Source organism: Niveispirillum sp. KHB5.9 (assembly GCF_048066115.1).
GTDB lineage: Bacteria > Pseudomonadota > Alphaproteobacteria > Azospirillales > Azospirillaceae > Niveispirillum.
On record NZ_JBLTYX010000020.1, the window covers coordinates 25,589 to 47,935 of the forward strand.

A 22,347-nucleotide genomic window follows, 5' to 3' on the forward strand; every position below is an offset into this window, starting at 1 on the left:
ATGCCGGACAAGATCAACATCCTGCATCTGGAAGACAGCCCACTCGATTGCGAGCTGGCTGCTGCCCGCCTGCACAAGGCCGGCCTTGAATGTGACGTGACCTGCGTTGAAGGCCGCCGGGCCTTTGTCGATGCGCTGGGCAGGATGCGTTTCGATGTGATCCTGGCCGATTTCTCGCTGCCGGAATTTGACGGTCTGTCCGCGCTGGACATCGCCCGGGAAATGGTACCCGGTACCCCCTTCATCTTCCTGTCCGGGAAGATGGGGGAGGAGACGGCGGTCGAAGCCCTGCGCCACGGCGCGCGCGATTATGTGCTGAAGGAGCGGATGGCCCGGCTTCCCGCCGCGGTGACGCGTGCCATAAACGAGGCGCGCACCCTGACCGAACGCCATCAAGCCGAAGCGCAGTTTCGAATTATCGCCGACAGCATGCCCCAGCTTGTCTGGTCGGCACGTCCTGATGGTGACGTCGATTACTTCAACCGGAACTGGTATGATTATACAGGCACCAAGCCGGGGGACAGTGACGGTGCCGGCTGGGCGCGCGTGTTACATCCTGAAGACTTGAACCGTACATTAGCGCGGTGGAACGCCGCGTTGGTCAGCGGCGAAGAATATGAGATAGAATACAGGCTGCGGCAGGCGGATGGGGGCTTCCGCTGGTTCCTGGGCCGGGCCTTGCCCCTGCGCGATGGCGGGCGGATCACCCGTTGGTTCGGCACCTGTACCGATATCGACGATGCCGTGAGGATCCGCAGGGTGTTATCCGAAAGCCGTGAGGAACTGGAACGCCAGGTCGCGGTGCGCACGGCCGAGCTGGTTGCCGCCAATGCCAAGCTGCGGGCGGAGGTGGCAGAGCGCGAACAGGCCGAGGAGGCGTTGCGCCATGCCCAGAAAATGGACGCGCTGGGCCAGCTTACCGGCGGTATCGCGCATGATTTCAACAATCTGCTGACCGCCATCACCGGCAATCTGGAACTGCTGTTGTCCCGGTTGGAGACCGGTCACCGCGAGGGGTTGCGGTCCTACGCCGCCAATGCCAAGGCCGGCGCCACGCGTGCCGCGGCCCTGACCCAGCGCCTGCTGGCCTTCGCCCGGCGCCAGCCCCTGCGGCCGGAGGCGACGCATCCCGATGCGCTGGTGCGCGGCATGGAGGATCTGCTGCGCCGGACGGTGGGCGAGCAGGTGACCATCGAGGTGCAGAGCCCGCCCGATATCTGGCCCGCCTGGTGCGATGCCAACCAGTTGGAGATCGCGCTGCTAAATCTGGTGGTCAATGCGCGCGATGCCATGCCCCATGGCGGGCGCATCCGGATATCCGCGACCAACGCCCAGTTGGCCGAGGATGAGGTGTCGCGCGGCAGCCCAGCCGGCGACTATGTGCTGCTGTCCGTCGGCGACACCGGGGCCGGCATGCCGCCGGATGTGATCAGCCGCGCCTTCGACCCGTTCTTCACGACCAAGCCCGTCGGCCAGGGAACCGGCTTGGGCCTCAGCCAGGTCTATGGTTTCATCAGCCAGTCCCACGGGCTGGTCCGTATCGAAAGCACGCCGGGCAAGGGCACGCTCGTGCGCCTGTACCTGCCCCGCTGCCGGGCGGAGCAAGTGGAACTGGCAGTCGCCCCCGATGTCGAAGCGGCATGCGATGCGAGCGCCGGGACGGTGCTGATCGTGGAAGATGAGGAACTGGTCCGCATGGTCGCGGTGCAATCGTTGGAAGATGCAGGGTTGAGGGTGGTGGAAGCCGCGAATGGCCCACAGGCGTTGGAAATGCTGGATGGCGGGCTGCGCGTAGACTTGATGGTTTCCGATGTCGGGCTGCCGGGCATGAACGGCCGTCAGCTCGCCGAGGCGGCGCGGGAGCGGCAGCCGGATCTACGCGTGCTGTTCATGACCGGCTATGCCTATGACGTCACGCAGGGCACCGGGATACTGGGACCGGGGTGCCAGGTCTTGCAGAAGCCGTTCGAAACCATGGCACTGGTGGGACGCGTCACCGCCATGCTGGCCGAGCCCGCCGCGCCGGTATCCGCCGCTGCCCGCTATTGCGCTTAAGGCCCTTGTGATGAGCCCGGATATCGTCACCGATCCCAGCCGCGCCAAGCGTTTGAAGGCGGCAACCCACGCCGCGCATGACCGGCTGGACAAGTCGATCATGCGGCTGGAACCCTTTTCCAGCATTGACCGCTACGCCCTGTTCCTGGCGGTACAGCATGGGTTCCATCAGGATGTCGATGCGCTCTATGACGATCCGGCCCTGGATGGGTTGTTGCCGGATCTGAAGCATCGCCGCCGGCTGGACAAGATTGCGCAGGATTTGGCCGATCTGGGCAGAACGGCCCCGGCGGCCGGCAGCAAACCCGTTCTTGCCGGCGATCTGCCCACGGCACTCGGCTGGCTCTACGTGGCGGAAGGGTCCAATCTGGGGGCGGCCTTCCTGCTGAAAGAGGCGGGGAAGCTTGGTCTGTCGGAAGATTGCGGCGCTCGCCATCTAGCCGGCTCACCGGAGGGGCGAGGCCTGCATTGGCGGATCTTCACCACGGCGCTTGATGCGGTTCCCCTCACGCAGGAGGAGGAGGCAAGGGTAATCGCCGGCGCGCGGGCCGCGTTCATGCGGGTCCAGTTTTTGGCCGATGCCGTATTTATACCAAGTCCGAGTGATTAGAACCCATGTGCCCATGATCGTGTACCGATTGACATGATGGTCCATGGTTGGCTGACGAGCCTGTTCCAGGCGTGGCAGCAATGGTCGAGGATATCGGCGTAGGACTTGAACACGCGGTTTGAGAGCCAGTTGTCGCGGACGAACTGCCAGATATTCTCGACAGGGTTCAATTCAGGACATTTGGGCGGCAGTGGCACTATGGTGATGTTTTCCGGGACCACAAGGTCCTGGGAAAGGTGCCATCCGGCTTGGTCGAGGAGCAGGACGGCATGCGCCCCTGGGGCCACGGCCTGTGCAATCTCGGCCAGATGTAGGGTCATGGCCTTGGTGTTGCAGGTGGGCAGGACGAGGCCGGCGGCCTTACCCAGGGCTGGGCAGATGGCGCCGAACAGCCAGGCGGAGCGGGTCCGCTGGTCATGGGGTGCCGATGGCCTGGTGCCGCGCTTGGCCCATCGGCGGGTGATCTTGTTCTTCTGGCTGACACGTGCCTCGTCCTGCCACCAGATTTCTACGGCTTTGCCGGCGGCTTCGTGGGCGGCGATTTCCGCCAGACGGGCGGGGAAGTTTTTTTGAATGCCTCCAGCGCCGCGCCATCCTGGGCATGGTGGCGCGGGCGGGCGGAGAGCTTGGCATAACCCATGGCCTGCAATTCCCGGCTCAGCGTCTGCTTGCTGATCGACAGCCGATAGGCCTCGAACAGCCATTGTATCAGGTCCACCAGCCGCCACCGCACGATCCCGCGCACCGCGGGGTCCGGACCTTTCTCCAGCATCTCCGCCAGCGCTTGGCGGTGCACATCCTTCAGGATCGCCGGATTACCGGGCGCCTTGCCCCTCAACAGGCCGTCGGGCCCCAGCACGTTGAAAGCCAGTACCCAGTCCTGCAGCGTCTGAAGTCCGACGCCACCGACACGGGCCGCCTTGGTGCGCGACCGACCATCGTAAATCTCCGCCACAGCCAGAAGACGCCGCGTCTGGTCAGCGTGCCGGGAAGCCTTCGCCAAGGCCCGAACCTGCGATGCCGTATAGTCCGGGCGAAGCCCCACCGCCGCTGCCATGCCCTTCCTCCTGTCAATGGACAGGTTGAATCAGAACCAACGATCAAGGGGAATCCCCAAAATGAGTCTTCGTCACTGCGACTTGGTATTACCTGTGGGGAGCGTGGTAAGCTGGTCCAGAAACGACATAAGCCGCTGATCCCTTCTGAGGATCAACGGCTTATGTTTGGATGCGGGGGCTCGCCTCGACCGATGGTATGACAATCTATCCATGAGCATTTAATCTGATAATGCCCTAGCTGGATCAGAAGGCGGTGCCACTGCTTCTGGTGACCTATGACGATCTGGTTGACAGGCAGACGGGGAACTCGACCGAAATCCTAGCGGCTTTTTGGAACTGTCGGTCCCTGCCGCTCGGGACGGAACAGGCCATCGCGCAATAAGATGCAAACCATGGCCACGAGAAAGGTTTGCAGTTCATCGGCGAAGAAGAACCGCGCACCAGAAATCGAACAGAAAAAGCCCCCGGCATGCAGATAGGGCCGGATCCGTTAGAGATCATCTCTATTTACGCGCGATGGTAATCGCCCCCAGCACGCCGGAAAGGCTGCCCAGGCCCGGGGGGACGACGATGTCGCGCTCGAAGGCAGGGCTTTGCAGATAGCCGGCAAGATATATGCGCATCGCCGCCTCGGCCGCCGCCCGCACGCCCGGCCGCTGGCCGACGCCACCGCCCAGGATGATGCGGCGCGGGGCCGTGACCAGCATCAGGCTGGCGCAGAGCTGGCCGATATAGTCCCCGACCAGGGGCCACACGGGATGGGCGTCATCCAGTTCTTCCGCCGGGCGGCCGACCCGCGCCGCGATGGCGGGACCGCAGGCCAGCCCCTCCAGGCAATCGCCATGGAAGGGGCAATGCCCGCCATAGGGATCGCGCACCGGATCGCGGCGGACCAGCAGGTGACCGGCTTCGGGATGCAACAGCCCATGGACGGGCGCCCCGTTGACCACCAGCCCGACGCCGACGCCTGTGCCGACCGTGATATAGGCGAAATCGCGCAAGCCTTGTGCGGCACCCCAGCGCCCCTCGCCCAGCGCCGCCCCATTGACGTCGGTATCCAGGCGCACCGGCACCCCGAACCGTTCGGCCAGGGGGGCGGCCAGCCTTGTCTGGGACCAGCCCGGCTTGGGCGTGGCGGTGATGCGCAGGCCATCGGCATCGTCCGGGTCCAGGCACAACGGGCCGAAGCTGGCTATGCCGATGGCATCGAACGGCCATAGAAGTTCCAGGGCGTCGGCAACGGCCTGCATGGTCGCCACCGGGTCGGTGGTGGCAATGCGCACTGGATCGCCCAGGTCATCCGGCCCGGTGCCGGCCGCCACGACCACCTTTGTCCCGCCCAGTTCGATGCCCGCGACACGCATGTCCCCACCCTTGTCTTATACCGTGTCCCGGTGATCGCAACCGATCACCGGGCTTCAATCGCCAGCGCCGCCATCCGGCGGCTTGGCTACGCCGCATATGCGGCGCGACGGCAGTCGCCGCCGTACCAGCCAGCGCAGACCCCAGGGGGCCAGGGGTACAGCCTGTGCCAGGATGTCCGTCCCGTCCAGAAGGTCGTGCCAGTCGCCGGCCCCCAGCAGCGCGGACAGGTCCGCCACCGCCGACGCACCCTTGAAATGGCCCAGGCAGACCAGCCGGTCACCGCTGCCATCCGCCCGCTCGAATGCCAACAGGGCCGGGTCATCCGTTGCCAGCGGCCGTGCCGGATTGGCGGCGTGCAGGCAGGCACGGCCCCGGCGCAAGGCTGCGAAGCGGGCGATGGCGGCATGCAGCGGTCCTTCCGGACGATCCCAGTCCATGCGCGGCCGGTGCAGCCAGCGGCCATCCGCGTGATCGGGCTCGTCCGCATAGCCCGCATCGTTGGTCAATGCCCGCTCGTCCCCCATGTAGATGGCGGGGATGCCGTCCAGCGCGAAGGTGACGCCGTAGAGCAGGCGCAGCCGCGCCAGCGCATCTTCATCATCCACCCCCGCGCGCATGCCGCACAGCGATGCTGCCATGCCATTGGTTGAGCGCACGGAACCCGGCTCCGCCTGGAACGCCCGCCCATCGGCGAAGGAGCCCGACACCGAGCCGGCATAGAAATCGGAGATCCAGGCCAGCCTGTCATCCGCGATCACGCCTTTCAGCGCCGACCAGATGATATCGTCATGGCACCGGACATAGGTCAGCCAGCCGGCCCCCGCCGGCTTGGCCAGTGCCTGGGTAAGGCAGGTGGACAGGGGCCGCGTATCGCCCGTGGCCAATGCCGCCCACAGTGCCGTCATCGCCGTGTTGTTATAGGCCAGATGGCATTCCGGCGCCGCCGCGTCGCCCAGGAAGGGCAGCACCTCCGCCAGCCCCACGATGGCTTCCGCCTTCAGCGCCACGGCGGGTGCGGCGATGGCCAGAAGCCCCCGCCATGCCTGCACCACCAGATGCGTCTCCTGCAGGCCGCGGCAATCCGTGCCGGGCCGTTTCCATAGGAACGGCGCGCTGTCCAGGCGGAACAGCTCCGCCCCCTGATTGGCCAGATAGAGCAGCACGTCCATCATCTCGATGAAGACGGCGGGGTTGGCATAGTTCATATCCCATTGGAACGGATAGAAGGTGGTCCAGACATGGCCACCCATCTCATCCACGAAGGTGAAATTGCCGGGCGCCGTCTGCGGAAAGACCTGCCCCAGATGCGCTTCCAGCGCCGCCACCTGCTCCGCCGTTTCCACGACATGGTAGAAGGCGCGCAACGCCGGGTCGCCGGCCTTCGCCGCCATCGCCCAGGGGTGCGTGTCGGCCGTGTGGTTGCAGACGATGTCCAGGCACAGGCTGATCCCCCGCGCCCGCAGGTCCGTTGCCAGGGCCCGCAGATCGTCGATGGTGCCCAGCCTGGGGTCGACCTGCCGGAAATCGGCCACGGCGAAGCCGCCGTCGCTGTCGCCCTCGCGCGGTTTCAACAACGGCAATGGATGGAAATAGGTCACCCCCAGCCGCGACAATTCATCCAGCTTCGCGCGCGTTCCGGCCAGGGTGCCGCCGAACCGGTCGATATAGGTGCAGTACCCCACCCTCTCCGGCCGCTGGAACCAGTCGGGTGCGGCTTCACGTTCGATGTCCAGCGCACGCAGGTCCGCCGGCCGCGCCACCGCCGCGGCCAGCAAGCGTGCAGCCAATGCCTGCTCCCACCCCCCTTCCCCATACAGCCCGCGCAGCACCGACAGGACACGCGGCCAATGCCGGTCGATCCGGGCGGACAGCCGGGGGGACAGATCGGCATCGTCAGGCAGGGGCAAGGGAAAGACGGACATCTGGCACTCGTTCTGAAATGGAGAAAGGCCTGTTTCGAAACGCCAAACAGAGACCCGGCCGGGGCGCAGGGAGGATGGAGGGGGATTCCCCGGCCGGGCGCCACGTCAGAAGCTGTATTTCAGCGTGGCAGTGCTGGTGCGTCCGTTGATGGAGCGGGCGCGGATGATGTTGTCGATGCCATTGGTGATGGAGCCTTCTTCAGCTTCCGTCAAACCCTTGGCGTTGAACAGGTTGTTGACATTGATGGACAGCGACAGGCCATCAGTGATGGCGGCATCGGCGAACAGGTTCACCTGGGCATAGCCGGGCATCACCAGCTCGTTATTGTCCTGCGCATAGGACTTGGTGGTGCCGATGATGTTGGCGCCCAGCGTATAGCCCTCATAGCTGTAGGAAGGTGTCAGCTGATAGATCAGCTTGGCCTGACGGCGGGGCGTGTTGCCCTTGACCGCCGGGGTCAGCGCGTCCTTGGAAATCTCCGCATCGGTCCAGGTGGCACCACCGCTCAGCAGGAAACCTTCGTAGCGGTAGGTGGCTTCCAGCTCGATGCCCTTGGCCGTGTAGGTACGGTCGAAGAAGCGCTGGCTGGTCGCCTCGAAATTCTGTTCCTGGGTCTTGGCATAGAAGGCGGTGGCGAAGACGCTGACATCCTCGCCTCGCCATTTCACGCCCGCCTCATACTGATCGACCATATCGACCGCATCCTGCTTGGCGACCGACCCGTCGGCCCGCAGACGACCGAACAGCAGACGGTCGGCATTGGCGCGGCCGCCCTGGCTGACGCGGGCAAAGGCGGCAAGATCGGGATCGATCATATAGTTCGCACCCACCGACCAGGACCAGTAGCCCCAATCATAATTGACGGGCTGAGGATTGGCGCTGTCGATCACCGATACCGACTGTTCGGGGACGGAGATGGCGCCATCGCGGTTCACATCGACCTGGGCCTGACGGCTGGCGATGTAATGGCCCCGCGCCTTCCCCTCATCCCGGCGCAGCGAGGCGTCCAGGTTCCACTCCCCCATTTCCCACGCCGCCGACACATAGGGCGCGTCGATATCATACTGCGCGTCATAGCGGCGGGTGCAGCAATTACCCCACAGCGGCACGCCATAGGCCAGCAGGCCATTGCTGGTCAGCTTCTGCCCCACCGCGTTATAGACGTCCAGCAGATGACCGTCCCGGCCCTTCACATCCATGACATAGGTGTTCCACAGCCAGTCCATCTCGATATTCTGGCGGGCCTTGTAGTAACCGGCCGTCAGATCGATGGTGCTGTCGCCGCTGACGATGGACTTGGTCAGCTTGAGATCGTTGGCCAGATTGGAGAAATCGTTGATCTCCACATCGAACAGCGCAATGCGCGTGGCCAAGCCGTTGCCGTTCAGGGCCGACGGCGTGCCGATGGAGGAACCGTCCGTATAGCGCAGGGTGGCGCCGGTCCCGCCGATGGCGGCAGCGAGTGCCTGCGCGCCCATCACTTCCTGCGGGAACGGAGTGATGAAACGCCCTGACGTATCAGCCACGCGCAGCTTGTTGGCGACGGCCCATCCATCGGCAAGATCGAACCTGAACTCCCCACCCACAACGGTGGAGACGGGGTGCATCCCGTCTTTCAGGCTGCTGGTGCGGACATTGTTGTCCCCGTCCAGGCCGACATTGGTCAGGAAGTTCGGCGTGTGCAGGCTGTCGGTCAGCAGGGAGAAATTGGGCACGGAGCGGATCTTGGGATCGCTGTTGGTGCCACTGACCAGCGTGGGCTGCGGCGCATAGGAAATGGCGCGATCATTCAGATATTTGAAATAGACCCGCGCATAGCCGTTCTCGAACTTGCGGGTCAGGTTGGCCTTGATCTGGCCACCGCTCTCCGCGTTGTAGTCGGCATTCCGGACGCCCTCGCCCTCGCGGTAGAAACCGCCGATATGGGCGGTCCAATTGTCGCCGATGGCGCCACCGAATTCGAAATCACCCCGCGTCGTGTCGTAGTCCAGGCCGCGTGTAAGGGCGAAGCTGCCGCCTTCCCTGTCGCCGGTCTTGGAGATGAAGTTGATCACGCCCCCCGGCGAGTTGCTGGCCAGCGTGCTGGCCGAACCGCCACGGATGGCCTCCACCCGCGCCACGTTGCTGTCGGCCCGCAGGAAGATATCGGCGTTACCGAAGGCGATATCGCCGAATTCCATGACGGGCAGGCCGTCTTCATGCAATTGCAGGAATTTGGCGCCACCGGCCGCCACGGGCAGGCCCCGGACGGCGATATTGGCATTACCCTCGCCACCCGTCGATTCAGAGCGGACACCGGGGATATTGCGGAAAATCTCCGCCGTGCTGCGCGGCGCGGACTGCAACAGATCGTCAGCTGACAGGGCGGATACGGAGACCGAGCTGCGCATCTTGGAGGTCTGGCTGACCACGGCGGTCACCACGATTTCCTCCAGTTGCAGATCGTCGCTGGGGACGGGCGCCTCGGCCTGGGGCGCCGCCTGTGCGACCTGGTTCTCCTGGGCATGGACCATCGACAGGCTGAACGCCGCCAGCGCCGCGCCCATGGCGGACGCACGCATCAAAGTGCATTTCATCTGGGTTCTCTCCCTTTAGAGCCGGTTCGGCCATTAATCGGGTGCTGTTAACCGACACCCTTGTTTCTGAGATGATGATAGGCGGATTGCAATCGTTTGCAAGCATCTTCTCATGCACTTTGCGACAGTCGCTATCAAATATGGGGGGATTTTCGACGCATCCATGGCAGCGAATGAGGATTCTCAAGGACTTCGGGGCAAGCCGCGACGCAAAGCGTGACTTTTATGATACAATCGTTTGTAGGGCAAAATTCAGAGCGCCCCTCCCGACGCCTCTCGCTATACGGGGCTCTGCAATCGTTTGCAAATGTGGAAAGCCACGCGTATAGTGCCTCCCAATAGCGGGCGGAACACACCGCCTCATAATCCAATCCGGGGAGAATGTGCACCATGCCGCAAGGGTTCGGTCAGCTATCGGGGCTGGATGCCGCCATTATCGGGCTTTATCTGGTCGCCATCGTGGTGCTGGGGCTTTTTGCCTCGCGGCAGTCGAAGACGGCCACGGACTATTTCCTGGCCGCACGCAGTTCCACCTGGCCCACCATCGGACTGGCGCTGCTGGCCTCCAACATCTCGTCGACCACCCTGATCGGGTTGGCGGGGGCGGCCTATGCCACAGGCATTGCCGTCTATAACTATGAATGGATGGCCAGCGTCGTGCTGGTCTTCTTCTGCCTGTTCCTGCTGCCCGTGATCCTGCGCAGCCAAGTCTATACGATGCCGGAATTCCTGGAACGCCGCTTCGACGGCTCCATCCGGCTCTACTTCTCGGGCCTGACCATCTTCCTGAACATCGTCGTGGACACGGCCGGCACGCTGTTCGGTGGGGCCCTGATGTTCAAGCTGATCTTCCCCGATGTGCCCTTGTGGCAGATCGCGGGCCTGCTGGCCCTGGCGGCCGGTGCCTACACGGCGGCGGGCGGATTGAAGGCAGTGCTGGTGACGGAAGTGGTGCAGGCGGTGATCCTGTGCGGGGCGTCGGTGTTCGTGGCCATCTTCGCCTTTGACAAGGCCGGGGGCTGGGATGCCGTGATGGCCGGTGTGGATGCACAGAAGATGAGCCTGATCCGCCCCACCGGGGACGAGACCATGCCCTGGACCGGCCTGATTTCCGGCGTGCCGCTGATCGGGCTTTATTTCTGGTGCACCAACCAGTTCATGGTGCAGCGGGTCCTGTCCGCCAAGGATCTGAACCATGGCCGCTGGGGCAGCCTGTTCGCTGGGCTGCTGAAGCTGCCGGTGCTGTTCCTGATGGTGCTGCCGGGCTCTGCCGCCATCCTGATCTATCCCGACCTGGACCGTCCGGACCTGGTCTATCCCACCCTGATCTTCGACCTGCTGCCCGTGGGTATCATCGGCATCGTGGTGGCGGGGTTCCTGGCAGCCATCATGTCGTCGATCGCCAGCACCTTCAATTCCGCCTCCACCCTGGTGACCATGGATTTCGTGCGCCGGTTCAATCCGGACGTATCCCAGGCCGCCCTTGTCCGCATCGGGCGCATCGCGACCCTGTGCTTCATGGTCCTGTCGGTGGCCTGGGTCCCCGTGGTGGAAAGCATGACCGACACGCTGTGGCAGTACCTGCAGGCGATCCTGGCCTACGCGGTGCCGCCCGTGGTGGCCCTGTTCCTGGCCGGCATCTTCTGGCGCCGCGCCAATGTCGCAGGCGCGCGGGCGGGGGTGATCGTCGGTCTGCTGGCCGGTGGATACCTGTTTCACGGCGTGCAGATTGCCGGCACTATCCACCTGCATTTCCTGCTGGCGGCCACATTGCTGTTCGCGCTGTCGCTGGCTTCCATTGTGATCGCCAGTCTGGCCACATCTCCGCCCGATGTCGCCAAGACCCAAACGCTGATGTGGACACGCGCCGATTTCAATGCGGAAACGCGGTCCCTCCGGGGGCAGCCGCTCTGGCAGAATTATCGGGTGCAGGCGGCGGCCCTGCTGGTGCTGACCGGCATCATCGTCTGGGTCTTCCGCTGACGCGCAGGTGTGCGGAAGGGCCCCGCCATGCCGTCAGCAGCATCCGGCAGGTGGAACTCAGGCGCCGCACGATTTGCGGATGACCAGTTCCGCCGGCATGGTGGCGGACGGCGTATTCTCCCCCTCCATGCGGCGGAACAGCAGGTCCACCATCACCTTGGCCCCGCGCGCCAGATCCTGGCGCACACTGGTCAGGGGCGGGCTGACATAGGCGGCGATGGTGATGTCATCGAAGCCGACGATGGCCACATCGTCGGGCACACGCAGGCCCGCGGCATTCAGGGCCTTGATGGCGGCGATGGCGATCACGTCCGATACGGCGAAAATCGCGTCGAACGCAACCTTGCTGTCGATCAGGCCGCGCACCGTGTCATAGGCGGTATCGACGGTGAAATGCGCCGGCGCCAGGAGGGCGGCATCCTCCGCGATGCCGGCGGCGGAAAGCGCCCGGCGATAGCCCTGATAGCGCAAGCCCACCTCCGGCAGGTCGGGCACCCCCAGGAAGGCGATGCGCCGGCGCCCCAGTTTCAACAGGTGATCGACGGCCAGCCGCGCGCCACCGATATTGTCCGACCCGACCGAGCAATAGAGCTGGCTGGGCAGATGCGCGCCCCAGACCACCAGCGGCAGGTAATCGCGGGCCACTGCGTTCAGGGCCTCGTGCTGGTCGCTCTGCCCGATAACAATCAGCCCGTCGGCCTTCTGCGACTGGATCAGCCGGTCCTGCCAGCCGGGCTCTGGCCGGGCAACCTTGGTCAGCAATACATTATAGTCGCGGGCCGTGATCTCATCGGCCAGCCGGCCCAGCAATTCGATGAAGAACGGATCGGAGATCAGCTGCCCGACCTCGTGCCCCAGCGGAATGACGACGCCGATGGTCCGGGTCTTCTTCAGGCGCAGATTGCGGGCCTGTTCATTGATGACATAGCCCTGCGCCTGGGCCAGCGCCAGAATCTCCTCCCGCTTGGCCTGCGGCACCAGGGTGCTGCCGGCCAGTGCCCGGGACACGGTGGAAACCGACACACCCGCCATACGGGCGATGTCCGCCATCTTGATCGGTGCCGCCATGCCCCATGCCGCCCTGCTGAAACCCAACCGGCGGCCAAGCTAACAGAGGGCACGCTGCGGCGCCAATCCCACAGGGGCCATGACCATCGACAGAGTGCAGATTGCAATGTCACATAACAAAGCAGGGTCAACGAAACCAAAGTCCGGTTTGACGGGAAAGGAAATCCGATGAAGCGTTTCTTGTTGTGGGGTGTCGCCAGCGTCGCCCTGTTGGTCGCCCCAGCCGCCTGGGGACAGACGGCCCCCGCCTCGCCCCTGACACGGGCCGATCGCGCCGGCCGCTGTGCCGCCCTGGCGGGCTGGAAGGATGATGGTGCGCGCATCCTGTCGGCGGACTATCACACGGCGGGACCGGCGAAACTGCCGCCGCCCAACCCGATGGGTCCGCCCCCCGGACCGCCGCCGCAACTGCCCGCCCATTGCGAGATCGTCGGCATCATGCAGGAACGGACGGGGATCGACGGGCAGCCCTATGCCATCCGTTTCCATCTGCGCCTACCCGCTTCCTGGAACCGGCGCTTCCTGATGCAGGGCGGTGGCGGCACCAATGGAGAACTGGGCGACGCGCTGGGCCGCATGGGACCGGCTGCGCCGGCCCTGGCCGATGGCTATGCCGTGCTGTCGCAGGATTCCGGCCATGACAATGCCGTCAATGCCGCGCCGGAGCGGGGCGGTGCGCCGGCTTTCGGCTTCGATCCGCAGGCGCGCGCCGACTATGGCGGCACCTCGCTACCCCTGGCCGTGGGGGCTGCCAAGACGCTGATCGGCGCCTTCTATGCCGCGAACCCGCGCTACAGCTATTTCGCCGGCTGCTCCAAGGGCGGACAGGAAGGGATGATGGCGGCGCAGCGCTATCCCGACCTGTTCGATGGCATCGTGGCCGCCGCCCCCGGCATGTCGCTGCCCCGCGCCGCCATGGCGGAGGTTTGGGACACGCAGAGCCTGGCTGCCATCGCCACCAAACCCGTCACCCCGGCCAGCCTGGCCGCCAGCTTCAGCGATGGCGATCTGGCGCTCGTCACCCGCGCCGTGCTGGACGCCTGCGACGCCGATGATGGCCTGGCCGACGGCCTGGTCGGAAACTATCCCGCCTGCACCCCGCAGAAAGTGGTGCCGGTCCTGAAAAGGTCGGTCTGTAGCGGCGACAAGCAGGCCGGCTGCCTGAGCGCTGCCCAGGTCGGTGCCCTGATCCGGGTGCAGGAAGGGATACGCAACAGCAAGGGTGAGGGGCTTTACGCCCCCTTCCCCTGGGACGCGGGCTGGGCCGACATGGGATGGCGCGTGTGGAAGCTGGGCTCCGCCGACGGGCGCATTCCCGCGATCAATGTGATGATGGGCGCCCCGGCGCTGGCCATGATCTTCACCACGCCACCCACCCTTCCCGCACCCGGCCTCAACGGTTCGCTGGATTATGCGCTGGCGTTCGATTTCGACCGCGACGCAGCGAAAATCCATGCCGCGGGCGGCGCCTTCACCCGCTCCGCCTGGTCGGATATCGGCGCGCGGTCGCCCGATATCGACGCCTTTGCCCGGCGTGGCGGCCGGATGATCGTGCCGCATGGCGTGTCCGACCCGGTCTTTTCCGTCAATGACACCCTGGCCTGGTGGCGGGAGGTCGATCAGCGCACGGGCGGAAAGGCGGCGCAGAATGTGCGTGTCTTCCCCGTTCCAGGCATGGCCCATTGCGCGGGCGGCCCGGCAACGGACGGGATCGACGCCTTCACTTCCCTGGTCGCCTGGGTGGAACATGGCAAGGCGCCGGATCAGTTGACCGGTACCGCCGGCCCAATGTCACCCTGGCCCGGCCGGACGCGCCCCCTCTGCGCCTATCCCACGACGGTCCGATACAAGGGAACGGGCAATGTGGAGACGGCCGACAGTTTCACCTGTCAGGCGCCTTGAGACCGGCATTCGCCGACAGGGAACGATGGCGGATACATTTCAGCGGCAGCCGGATTTAGCACCCCGGCTGCCCGCGGCGCCGAACAGCAAAAATGCATTTGCAATCGTTTGCAATACGTGAGAATTATCATGTCTAAGAACAATTCGGACGCCCCGGATAAAGGCCCGGCACCGCCTTCCTATCGACGGAAAGCCAGCACCACACCGGTCCAAGGAAGCCGTAGAGAGCTTCCAGTGAGCAGGGAGAGAATGAGCATGAAGCGCAGAATATTCACCCGATGGCTGGCCGCGTGCCCCATCGTCCTGCTGTCCGCCATGGGCGCCATGGCGGCACCGGACGGCAATTGGGTACAGAGCTGGGCATCCAGCCCTTCGCTGGCCGTCGAAAAGCTGCCCTTCGATTTCTGGCGTCCGCCGGCGGAAATCCAGGGCACCGTCCGCTATAAGATGCGCGTCACGGCTGAGGGGGATGCGCTGCGCATCCGACTGTCGGCGGAGACATTGCCGAAGGATGTCCAGATCGGTGCAGCCACCATCGCGCCGGCCGATGCCGCCGGGCGTATCGATACGGCGTCGATGAAAAAGCTGAGCTTCGCCGGGGCCGCATCCGCCCGCATGCCGGCCGGCACACCGCTGCTGAGCGATCCTGTTTTTCTGCCGGTGAAGGCCGGCACCATCCTCTATGTCACGCTTCATCTGCCGGAGGGCGTGGCCGTACCGCAGGCCGACCCGCTGCATGTGGCAGACGTGCTGGCGGGACCGGATCGGACGGTCAGCGGCACGCTGGCCGGTTCGCAGGTGGTGACGGGGCGGGAGATCGTATCGGCCATCCTGGTCCGGTCGGCCAGGGATGCGCGGACCATCGTCACCTTCGGGGACTCTATCACCGACGGGGCCGGCGCCACGGACCCGATGATGCGGGGCTGGCCGGACCAGTTCGCCGCCCTGCTGCGCCAGCGCGGCCTGTCCCAGATCGCCGTGGCCAATGCCGGCATCGGCGGCAACCGAGTGCTGCGCAACGAGGTGGGCGAGGCCGCCTTGGCCCGGTTCGATCGGGATGCGCTGTCGGTACCGGGCGTCACCGATATCGTGCTGCTGGAAGGCATCAACGATCTGGGCCTCAGCGGCCTGGCCAATCCGCGCGGCCCCGGCAACCATCCGGCGGTCACGGCCGCCGACCTGATCGCCGGTTATCGCCAGTTGATCGCCCGGGCCAAGGCGCGCGGGCTGAAAATCCATGGCGCCACCCTGACGCCCTTCCTGGGATCGCCGTTCCCCGGCTATGCCACGCCGGCGAAAGAAGTGATCCGGCAGGAGCTGAACCGCTGGATCCGCGACAGCGGGGAGTTCGACAGCGTCATCGATTTCGACGCCGCACTCCGCGATCCGGCCAACCCGCAGATGATCAAACCGGCTTTCGACAGCGGTGACAAGCTGCACCCGTCCGACGCGGGTTACCGCGCCATGGCGGAAGCGGCGGCGTCCATCCTGCTGAAATGATGCAGTGACAGCAGCGCACCCCGCACGTGCCAACCCGCACCCCGGTGCGGGAACGGAGCCTGCTGCCCTGGTTTTCAAATAGCGACTGAAACAACGGGCCGATCGGCCGCAAGCAAAAGACAAGGGGAAGGGAAATGAAATATCCATGGAAGGCCGCCCGCACCGTACTGATGCTGTCAACCAGCGCGTTGCTGATCGCACCGGCCGCGATGGCCGCCGAAACGGGTGACGATGTCCTGGCGGAGATCATCGTGACGGCGCAGAAGGTCAAGGAAACCCTGGCCAAGGCGCCCGTCGCCATCTCCGTCCTCAGCGCCGACGCGCTGGACCGGCAGAATATCAGTTCGGCCGACGACCTGATCACCACCGTGCCCAACCTGCAATTCAGCCAGAACGGCTTCGCCATGCGCGGCATCGGCAGCAATAACGGCTTCAGCGGCTATTCCACGGTCGCAACGCAGATCGATGGCATCTATGCCCCCTTCCCCACCACCCTGACGCTGGGCCTGTTCGACATTGCCGCCATCGAGGTGCTGCGCGGGCCGCAGGGCACGGTGCATGGCCGCAACGCCACCGCCGGTGTCGTCAACATCAACACCGCCGACCCTGGTCGCGATCTGGGCGTAACGGGTGACGTGCAGTACGGCACGCATCAGGATTTGCAGGTCCGCCTGAATGCCGACCTGCCCGTCAATGACGATCTGGCCGTCCGCGTCTCCGGCTTCCGCCGCGTCAATGACGGGCGCTATGCCCGCCTGTCGGCGCCGGAGCGCTTCGACAAGACCGACCAGACGTCCCTGCGCCTCACCTCGCTGTGGAACCTGACCGACAATATTACCTGGCGCCTGTCGCTGAACTATGGCGAGGATGAAGGGACGACGCCGTTCATTTTCCTGTCCAGCTACAATAATTATCCCAACGCCAACCTGGCGACCGGCAGCTTCGGGCCCGTGGAGATCATCAAGACCCACGAGCCCAATCCCGGCATCGGGAACGTCAAGGAGAATCGCAAGGATATCCAGGAATATGCCGCCCGCACGCGCCTGACCTGGGAAATGTCCGACACTGTCACGGCGACCTATATCGGCGGTTTCTCCGTCCTGAAGAATGACGCGCTGGAATCTACCACCGGCGTCTTCTCCATGGAATATCTGGACCTGCGCCAGGAATCCAGCTCGCACGAGATCGACATCAATTACGAAAGCGACAGGCTCTCCCTGGTCGGTGGCGCCTATTATTATTGGGACGACAAGCCGTCGGGGCAGCGCCTGCTGCATGCCGGCAACACGGCGCCGGCCCCGTTCGGCAGCGTGTTCAATGCCTTCGGCCCGCTGTTCGCCGGTACCGGCAAGCAGATTTCCACCATCAACGCGGTCGATGTCGTCAACACCTACAGCGACTGGGGCAGTGAATCCACGGCCCTGTTCGCTCAGGGCACCCTGCGCGTGACCGACCGGTTCCACCTGCTGGCCGGTGTGCGCTCCACCTGGGACACAGTGCATGGCGGGCAGGAGGAACTGGTCTGCTTCGGCGGCACCGTCACGCGGCAGAATATCGACCATGCGACCTGCCCGGCCGGCGGCCTCAGCTATTCCGACGACCGCAACCGCGCCTCTGAAAAGTTCAGCAAGATCAGCTGGAAGGCCGGCCTGGACTATGACATCACCGAAGAGGTGATGGGCTATGCCACGGTCAGCACCGGCTATCGTGCCGGCGGCCTGCAATCCTCCACCAACCCCGCGCCCTATACCGGCTACAAACCGGAGACGGTGACGAATTACGAGGGCGGGCTGCGCGCCAACCTGCTGGATCGCAGGTTGTTCCTGTCGGCCACCCTCTTCAACATGGACTACAAGGACCTGCAGGTCTCCAGCGTCATCAGCACGGCCAGCGGGCCGACCGCCGTCACCACCAACGCGGCCAAGGCGAAGATCAAGGGCGTGGAGCTGGAAACCTTGTTCCGGCCCACGCGCAATGATCGCTTGTCGGCCTATGTTTCGTTCCTGGATGGTAAGTACACGTCCTTCCCCAACGCGTCGGACAACATGCACAGCGCCGATGTCATGTACAACATCTTCGCCCCCATCCTGGGTTACGCGCCGATCCCCAGTGCCGTCGCCGATTTCTCCGGCAACCGCCTGGCCAACGCCCCGCGCTGGAGCGCGCGGGTGGGCTATGAGCATATCTTCGATCTGGCCGGTGGCAGCACCCTGACGCCCGCCGTCGATTTCTATGTCCAGTCCAGGACCTATGCCGACAGCGCCAACTATGTCCAGGGCATCAGCGACAGCTACACGAAGACGGATATCAACCTGCGCTGGGACAGCCCGGATCAGCGTTTCTACGTCAACGCCTTCGTGAACAATCTGGAAGATGAGCGCGTAGCCAGCCAGGTCAGCGTCGTCTGGAGTTCGACCACCGCCACCTACAATCCCGGCCGCACGATGGGCGTGCGGGTTGGCGCCAGCTTCTGATTATGACCAGTGGTCAAACCGGACCGATGGTATCCGTGCCAACCGGCGCCTGACAAAGAATGCCAGACCCACCTTGATTGCAACCAATCAAGGTGGGTTTGTATTACAGAACCTTGAAGTAGTGGATGCGGTTGGCAGCGGGAATCTTTTCCGCTACGCCAACAAAGACATGTTTGGCCAGCCAGTCATATGGACCCGCCGGAACGTCAAATTTCGGTGAGACGCGCATGTAATATTCCGACGGGTCAACGGGTTCATTCCGGGACATGCGTTCCGCCACCTCCGGCGTATAAGCCCAGCGATATCCCCGGTTCTGGAGATAGATGATCGTGCCATCCTCGAGTTCCAGCAGATAACGCGCGTCGAAATCGATCACCCCATCAGGGCGCAGCAGCGGCCAGTCGCCACCGCTCATCGGCACCACACGGCCCTTGATGCCAGGCCCCTCCACGGTGCCATCCGCCGCATAGATGGCGGCCCGTGTCGCCCCCATCGTGGTGGGACGCAGCCAATGGGGCTTGGTCAACGTGATGCCGATGGAAAAGGCATATTCAAAACGCGGGGCAAAGGGATGGGGTTCAGACATGTTTCGTCCTTTCAAACAGGGCACCCATCGGGGCGCCGGAGGGTGTGAATTCAGTCGGCCGGGATGACGGGCACCAGCAGATGGGAATCATAGGCACCGCCTGTGCGGAGCATATGCTGTCCTTGATTGCGCAAATCCTCATGCCGCACGAAGGCCAGGCCATAGGGATCATGGTCGTAGATGTCGCGGCCCTGCACGGTCAGGCGCAGCCCCTCGCCCGCCGCGAAGCGTACGGATGTAGGCCATATTTCGATCTCCACCGGCACCGGCGTTCCCTCCGGCAGGGGCACTTCCCTCTCATGGCAGTGAACGGGCTGCCAGGGGCTCGATCTGGCCACGTCCAGTTCCCGGTGGGAAGCGCGCAGCCAGCCCAGCGCCAGCGGCCCGTCATCATAAAGCGCGTAGAAGGTGAAGGGCACGCGCCCGCCCGACCGGTCGATCTTGTCCAGCCCGACGAACAGGTCCATGTCATCGGCCCCGTCCGCCTGCACCCACAGGCGCAGCTTGAAATGGCCGGTCAACTCCGTTTCCTTGTCGAACACCATGTCAAAGGTCGTGCGCCCGGTCATCGCATCGTAGCGCGCTTCCGCCTCCCGCGCGGCGGGAGACGGTGCAAGGGTGCCGTCGGCCGCGTCCAGATAAAGCGGCTGGTACAGGGTGCGCACCAGCGGCCACGCCGCCTCATCCCGGAAGGGGCCGTCGCTGCCGACCTCGCGTACCTGGATACGCACCGACGGCCATTGCAGGACACCGCTATCCTGCTCCTTCAGGAACTGGTCGAAGAAGCGGCGCTGCAGCTCGACATTTTCCGGTGCGTAGTAATGCCGCCATTTCTTCTGGCCATGCACCAGCAGCCATTTCTGGTCCGATGCGATCCGCTTGTACGCTTCCAGCGTGCCGCGCGTGTGCAGGCCATGATCGGACCAGCTGGCCACGATGAAGGTGGGCAGGTCGATGGCCCCCAGGTCCAGTTCCTTACTCTGCCAGTAGGCATCGATCAGGGGATGGGCCTTCACATTCCCGGCTGTATCCTCGGTGCGCGTCGTGGACCAGTTCAGGCTCATCGTCGCGCGTTCGATGAAGTTGGTCTCGCGGATGCCGCCATGAAAGGCGAATTCCCGGTACCAGTCGGAAAACCCTTCCCAGGGGTTCAGCGCCGCCAGATGCGGCGGCTTCAGCGGCGCCACCAGATACTGGATACAGGCGAGATAAGAGACACCCGTCATCCCGACCTTGCCATTGCACCAGGGCTGCACGCCCAGCCATTCGATCAGGTCGTAACAATCCTCCCCCTCGCCGATACCGTTATGGCGCAGTTCCCCTTCGGAAAGCCAGGCGCCGCGCGGATCGGGATAGCAGATGGCATAGCCGTGACGGCACCAATAGGCGGGGTCCGGTGCCTCGAACGCCGTGTGGCGGGAATTCCACCCATCCTCGATCCCGGCCGGCGGCCAGAGATTGGCGGCCTTGCCATGCTTGCCATAGGGGCTCCAGGCCAGAAGCACGGGCAGGTTCCGTTCACCCGCCTCCCCCTCCGGGCGATACAGGTCGACATAGATGGTCACGCCGTCGCGCATCGCCACCGGCAAATTGCGTTCGAAAACCAGGCCATCCTCCACGATCCGCGCATAGTCCTTCGGCGGCAGGGGCGGCTTGTAGGGGTTCTTCGCCGGGTCCCGGCCCGGCAGCATCTTCAATTCGAAAGCATCGGGCATGCCCGTCTCCGTCCCTTGTCTTTTCGGCTTTGTTCGGGCGGCGGTCGCGGTGGCCACCCGTCATTTATTGATTAATCATCATAATTGAAAATCACCCCCTTGCAAGGGCGGATCGATGATAATATTGATTTATCAATGAATGACGGGAGGACATCATCATGACGGACAATGATCCGCTGGCCCTGCGGCACGAGCATGTGTTCGACATCCGCATCAATTTCGACCGCCGCTGGATGACGGGGGCGATCCATCAGGGAGGTCCCAACCATGGCTACACCTCTGTCGGGGAGGGATGCACGGTCAGCGGCCCGCGCCTGAACGGCAAACTGGTCGATCACAGCGGCGCCGACTGGCCCGTGGTCCGCACCGATGGCGTGGTCGAACTGAACGCGCACTACATGATCCAGGCCGATGACGGGGCGCTGATCTATATCCGCAACCTGGGTTATGTGCATGGTCCCCTGCAACGGCCGGGTTATCCGCCACTGACGCCCTATTTCCGCTGCACCCCTTATTTCCGGGCGCCGGACGGGCCGCATGAATGGCTGAACCGTACCGTGATCGTCGGCGTGGGCCAGCGCCGGCCGAAGGTGAAGCCGGAGGACGAGCCCGACCATTCGCTGTTCCGCTATTACGCGGTGCTGTGACTTTGTGACGAAGCACCAGCCATGACCGAGAGCAGCCAGCGCCGCTGGTTCAACCACTATATCGACGCCCTCAACCGCGATGATCTGGACGGCATTGCCGCCTGCTACGCTCCGGACCTGCACATCACCGATGGTCAGACGGACCACCGATCCGCCGACGCGGCGATGGATTTCCACCGGCGTTCCAAGGGCCTCGTCACGCGGACGCTGGAGGTGCTGGCCTATGTCGATCGGCCGGGCCGCATCGCGGCGGAGATCGGGTCGATCCTGCAGGCGCATGAAGACGTGCCCGACCATCCGGCAGGCCCCCTGACCAGGGGGGAGCGGCGGACGGGCGTCAGCTTCGTGATCTTCGACATGGCCGACGGCCGTTTCACCCGCATCCGGTCGGCCCCGTACAAGGCAGCCCCATGACACAGCACTCGCCGGACGCCACCACCGCCTTCACCCGCTATATCGCGGCCTTCAACGCGGGTGATTTCGAAACGGCCTGTTCCTATTACGCCGACGATATCCGCCTGACCATCGGCAGCGGCCGCGAGTTGCGTGGGCGGGAGGAGATCGTGCGGTTCTATACCGGGGTGCGCGGCGTCACCCGCCGCACCATAACGGTGTTGGACTGCTTTGCCAGCGAAACGCTGCTGGCGGCGGAGCTGGAATCGGAGTTCCTGGCCGTCACCGACATACCCGATTTCACCTCCGGGCCGATGCGCCAGGGCGACCGGATGTATATCAACAGCTTCGTCTTCTACGATATCGACCGTGGGCGTTTCAGCCGCATCCGCGCCACCGTGTTCCAACGGGTCTGGAAACGGCGCGACGATCCCGTCAGCCGCTGACATCGCACGTCCCCTATAAGGGGGACATCACTTTCCCGTTCCCACC

The 22,347-nt window shown here is 64.4% G+C and carries 16 protein-coding genes; 9 read left to right on the top strand and 7 right to left on the bottom strand.

What is annotated here, in order from left to right; genetic code table 11:
* Both ACM9HJ_RS24680 and ACM9HJ_RS24685 read left to right on the top strand, forming a co-directional pair.
* On the top strand, positions 1-2,055 hold the full coding sequence (locus ACM9HJ_RS24680) for a response regulator (RefSeq protein WP_416574444.1): 2,055 nt from the start codon (positions 1-3) through the stop codon (positions 2,053-2,055).
* Between the two features lie 10 nt (positions 2,056-2,065).
* Positions 2,066-2,665 (top strand): biliverdin-producing heme oxygenase, encoded by a 600-nt coding sequence (locus tag ACM9HJ_RS24685; RefSeq protein ID WP_416574445.1) that lies wholly within the window; start codon positions 2,066-2,068, stop codon positions 2,663-2,665.
* Here the strand turns inward: ACM9HJ_RS24685 and ACM9HJ_RS24690 are convergent.
* The 4 genes from ACM9HJ_RS24690 to ACM9HJ_RS24705 all read right to left on the bottom strand — a co-directional run bounded on the left by ACM9HJ_RS24690 (position 2,662) and on the right by ACM9HJ_RS24705 (position 9,572).
* Positions 2,662-3,722 (bottom strand): IS630 family transposase gene (locus ACM9HJ_RS24690; RefSeq protein WP_416574446.1). Its coding sequence is split into 2 segments (ribosomal slippage): positions 2,662-3,230 and positions 3,230-3,722, totalling 1,062 coding nucleotides; the frame shifts between segments, so codons are not numbered across the junction. The two genes, ACM9HJ_RS24685 and ACM9HJ_RS24690, sit on opposite strands and share 4 nt — an antisense overlap.
* A 504-nt stretch (positions 3,723-4,226) precedes the next feature.
* Positions 4,227-5,087, bottom strand: a complete 861-nt coding sequence (locus ACM9HJ_RS24695; protein WP_416574447.1) for an ROK family protein — start codon at positions 5,085-5,087, stop codon at positions 4,227-4,229.
* 54 nt (positions 5,088-5,141) lie between these two features.
* Entirely contained in the window at positions 5,142-7,010 is a 1,869-nt protein-coding gene (locus tag ACM9HJ_RS24700) for an alpha-amylase family glycosyl hydrolase (RefSeq protein ID WP_416574448.1), read from the bottom strand.
* 105 nt (positions 7,011-7,115) lie between these two features.
* A complete protein-coding gene (locus ACM9HJ_RS24705; RefSeq protein ID WP_416574449.1) occupies positions 7,116-9,572 on the bottom strand; it encodes a TonB-dependent receptor domain-containing protein in 2,457 nt (818 codons plus the stop codon).
* Positions 9,573-9,977: 405 nt separating this feature from the next.
* On the opposite strand from ACM9HJ_RS24705, the gene ACM9HJ_RS24710 reads away from it, so the two are divergent.
* Positions 9,978-11,570 carry a sodium:solute symporter gene (locus ACM9HJ_RS24710; RefSeq protein WP_416574450.1) on the top strand — a complete coding sequence of 531 codons (1,593 nt, stop codon included), beginning with the start codon at positions 9,978-9,980 and terminating at the stop codon, positions 11,568-11,570.
* Between the two features lie 57 nt (positions 11,571-11,627).
* On the opposite strand, the gene ACM9HJ_RS24715 is transcribed toward ACM9HJ_RS24710, so the two are convergent.
* Positions 11,628-12,638 (bottom strand): LacI family DNA-binding transcriptional regulator, encoded by a 1,011-nt coding sequence (locus tag ACM9HJ_RS24715; RefSeq protein WP_416574451.1) that lies wholly within the window; start codon positions 12,636-12,638, stop codon positions 11,628-11,630.
* Positions 12,639-12,806: 168 nt separating this feature from the next.
* Between ACM9HJ_RS24715 and ACM9HJ_RS24720 the strand changes: the two genes are divergently transcribed.
* The 3 genes from ACM9HJ_RS24720 (at position 12,807) to ACM9HJ_RS24730 (ending at position 18,514) form a co-directional block, all read left to right on the top strand.
* Entirely contained in the window at positions 12,807-14,540 is a 1,734-nt protein-coding gene (locus tag ACM9HJ_RS24720) for a tannase/feruloyl esterase family alpha/beta hydrolase (RefSeq protein WP_416574452.1), read from the top strand.
* A gap of 255 nt (positions 14,541-14,795) precedes the next feature.
* The gene (locus ACM9HJ_RS24725; protein WP_416574453.1) at positions 14,796-16,040 is read left to right on the top strand and encodes an SGNH/GDSL hydrolase family protein; all 1,245 of its coding nucleotides are present in this window, start codon (positions 14,796-14,798) and stop codon (positions 16,038-16,040) included.
* Positions 16,041-16,174: 134 nt separating this feature from the next.
* Positions 16,175-18,514: a TonB-dependent receptor gene (locus tag ACM9HJ_RS24730; RefSeq protein WP_416574454.1), complete on the top strand. Its 2,340-nt coding sequence runs from the start codon at positions 16,175-16,177 to the stop codon at positions 18,512-18,514.
* A 103-nt stretch (positions 18,515-18,617) separates the two neighbouring features.
* Here ACM9HJ_RS24730 and ACM9HJ_RS24735 read toward each other — a convergent pair whose 3' ends face one another.
* Both ACM9HJ_RS24735 and ACM9HJ_RS24740 read right to left on the bottom strand, forming a co-directional pair.
* Positions 18,618-19,100 (bottom strand): DUF3237 family protein, encoded by a 483-nt coding sequence (locus ACM9HJ_RS24735; protein WP_416574455.1) that lies wholly within the window; start codon positions 19,098-19,100, stop codon positions 18,618-18,620.
* 50 nt (positions 19,101-19,150) lie between these two features.
* Positions 19,151-20,815, bottom strand: coding sequence for a CocE/NonD family hydrolase (locus ACM9HJ_RS24740; RefSeq protein WP_416574456.1), 1,665 nt, complete (start codon positions 20,813-20,815; stop codon positions 19,151-19,153).
* Positions 20,816-20,973: 158 nt separating this feature from the next.
* On the opposite strand from ACM9HJ_RS24740, the gene ACM9HJ_RS24745 reads away from it, so the two are divergent.
* Genes ACM9HJ_RS24745 through ACM9HJ_RS24755 form a run of 3 tightly spaced genes read left to right on the top strand, consistent with a single transcriptional unit; the run spans position 20,974 to position 22,301 of the window.
* Positions 20,974-21,462 carry a DUF3237 domain-containing protein gene (locus ACM9HJ_RS24745; protein ID WP_416574457.1) on the top strand — a complete coding sequence of 163 codons (489 nt, stop codon included), beginning with the start codon at positions 20,974-20,976 and terminating at the stop codon, positions 21,460-21,462.
* 21 nt (positions 21,463-21,483) lie between these two features.
* Positions 21,484-21,876 carry a nuclear transport factor 2 family protein gene (locus ACM9HJ_RS24750; protein ID WP_416574458.1) on the top strand — a complete coding sequence of 131 codons (393 nt, stop codon included), beginning with the start codon at positions 21,484-21,486 and terminating at the stop codon, positions 21,874-21,876.
* Complete coding sequence (locus ACM9HJ_RS24755; protein WP_416574459.1) at positions 21,873-22,301, top strand: nuclear transport factor 2 family protein; 429 nt, start codon at positions 21,873-21,875, stop codon at positions 22,299-22,301. The genes ACM9HJ_RS24750 and ACM9HJ_RS24755 overlap by 4 nt, the downstream gene beginning before the upstream one ends.
* Positions 22,302-22,347: the final 46 nt, after the last annotated feature.

Coding starts and splice junctions, on each gene's coding strand:
- ACM9HJ_RS24755 (WP_416574459.1), top strand. CDS start 21,873: ATGACACAGCACTCGCCGGACGCCACCACCGCCTTCACCCGCTATATC.
- ACM9HJ_RS24745 (WP_416574457.1), top strand. CDS start 20,974: ATGACGGACAATGATCCGCTGGCCCTGCGGCACGAGCATGTGTTCGAC.
- ACM9HJ_RS24750 (WP_416574458.1), top strand. CDS start 21,484: ATGACCGAGAGCAGCCAGCGCCGCTGGTTCAACCACTATATCGACGCC.
- ACM9HJ_RS24700 (WP_416574448.1), bottom strand. CDS start 7,010: ATGTCCGTCTTTCCCTTGCCCCTGCCTGACGATGCCGATCTGTCCCCC.
- ACM9HJ_RS24685 (WP_416574445.1), top strand. CDS start 2,066: ATGAGCCCGGATATCGTCACCGATCCCAGCCGCGCCAAGCGTTTGAAG.
- ACM9HJ_RS24740 (WP_416574456.1), bottom strand. CDS start 20,815: ATGCCCGATGCTTTCGAATTGAAGATGCTGCCGGGCCGGGACCCGGCG.
- ACM9HJ_RS24680 (WP_416574444.1), top strand. CDS start 1: ATGCCGGACAAGATCAACATCCTGCATCTGGAAGACAGCCCACTCGAT.
- ACM9HJ_RS24735 (WP_416574455.1), bottom strand. CDS start 19,100: ATGTCTGAACCCCATCCCTTTGCCCCGCGTTTTGAATATGCCTTTTCC.
- ACM9HJ_RS24695 (WP_416574447.1), bottom strand. CDS start 5,087: ATGCGTGTCGCGGGCATCGAACTGGGCGGGACAAAGGTGGTCGTGGCG.
- ACM9HJ_RS24730 (WP_416574454.1), top strand. CDS start 16,175: ATGAAATATCCATGGAAGGCCGCCCGCACCGTACTGATGCTGTCAACC.
- ACM9HJ_RS24705 (WP_416574449.1), bottom strand. CDS start 9,572: ATGCGTGCGTCCGCCATGGGCGCGGCGCTGGCGGCGTTCAGCCTGTCG.
- ACM9HJ_RS24720 (WP_416574452.1), top strand. CDS start 12,807: ATGAAGCGTTTCTTGTTGTGGGGTGTCGCCAGCGTCGCCCTGTTGGTC.
- ACM9HJ_RS24715 (WP_416574451.1), bottom strand. CDS start 12,638: ATGGCGGCACCGATCAAGATGGCGGACATCGCCCGTATGGCGGGTGTG.
- ACM9HJ_RS24725 (WP_416574453.1), top strand. CDS start 14,796: ATGAAGCGCAGAATATTCACCCGATGGCTGGCCGCGTGCCCCATCGTC.
- ACM9HJ_RS24710 (WP_416574450.1), top strand. CDS start 9,978: ATGCCGCAAGGGTTCGGTCAGCTATCGGGGCTGGATGCCGCCATTATC.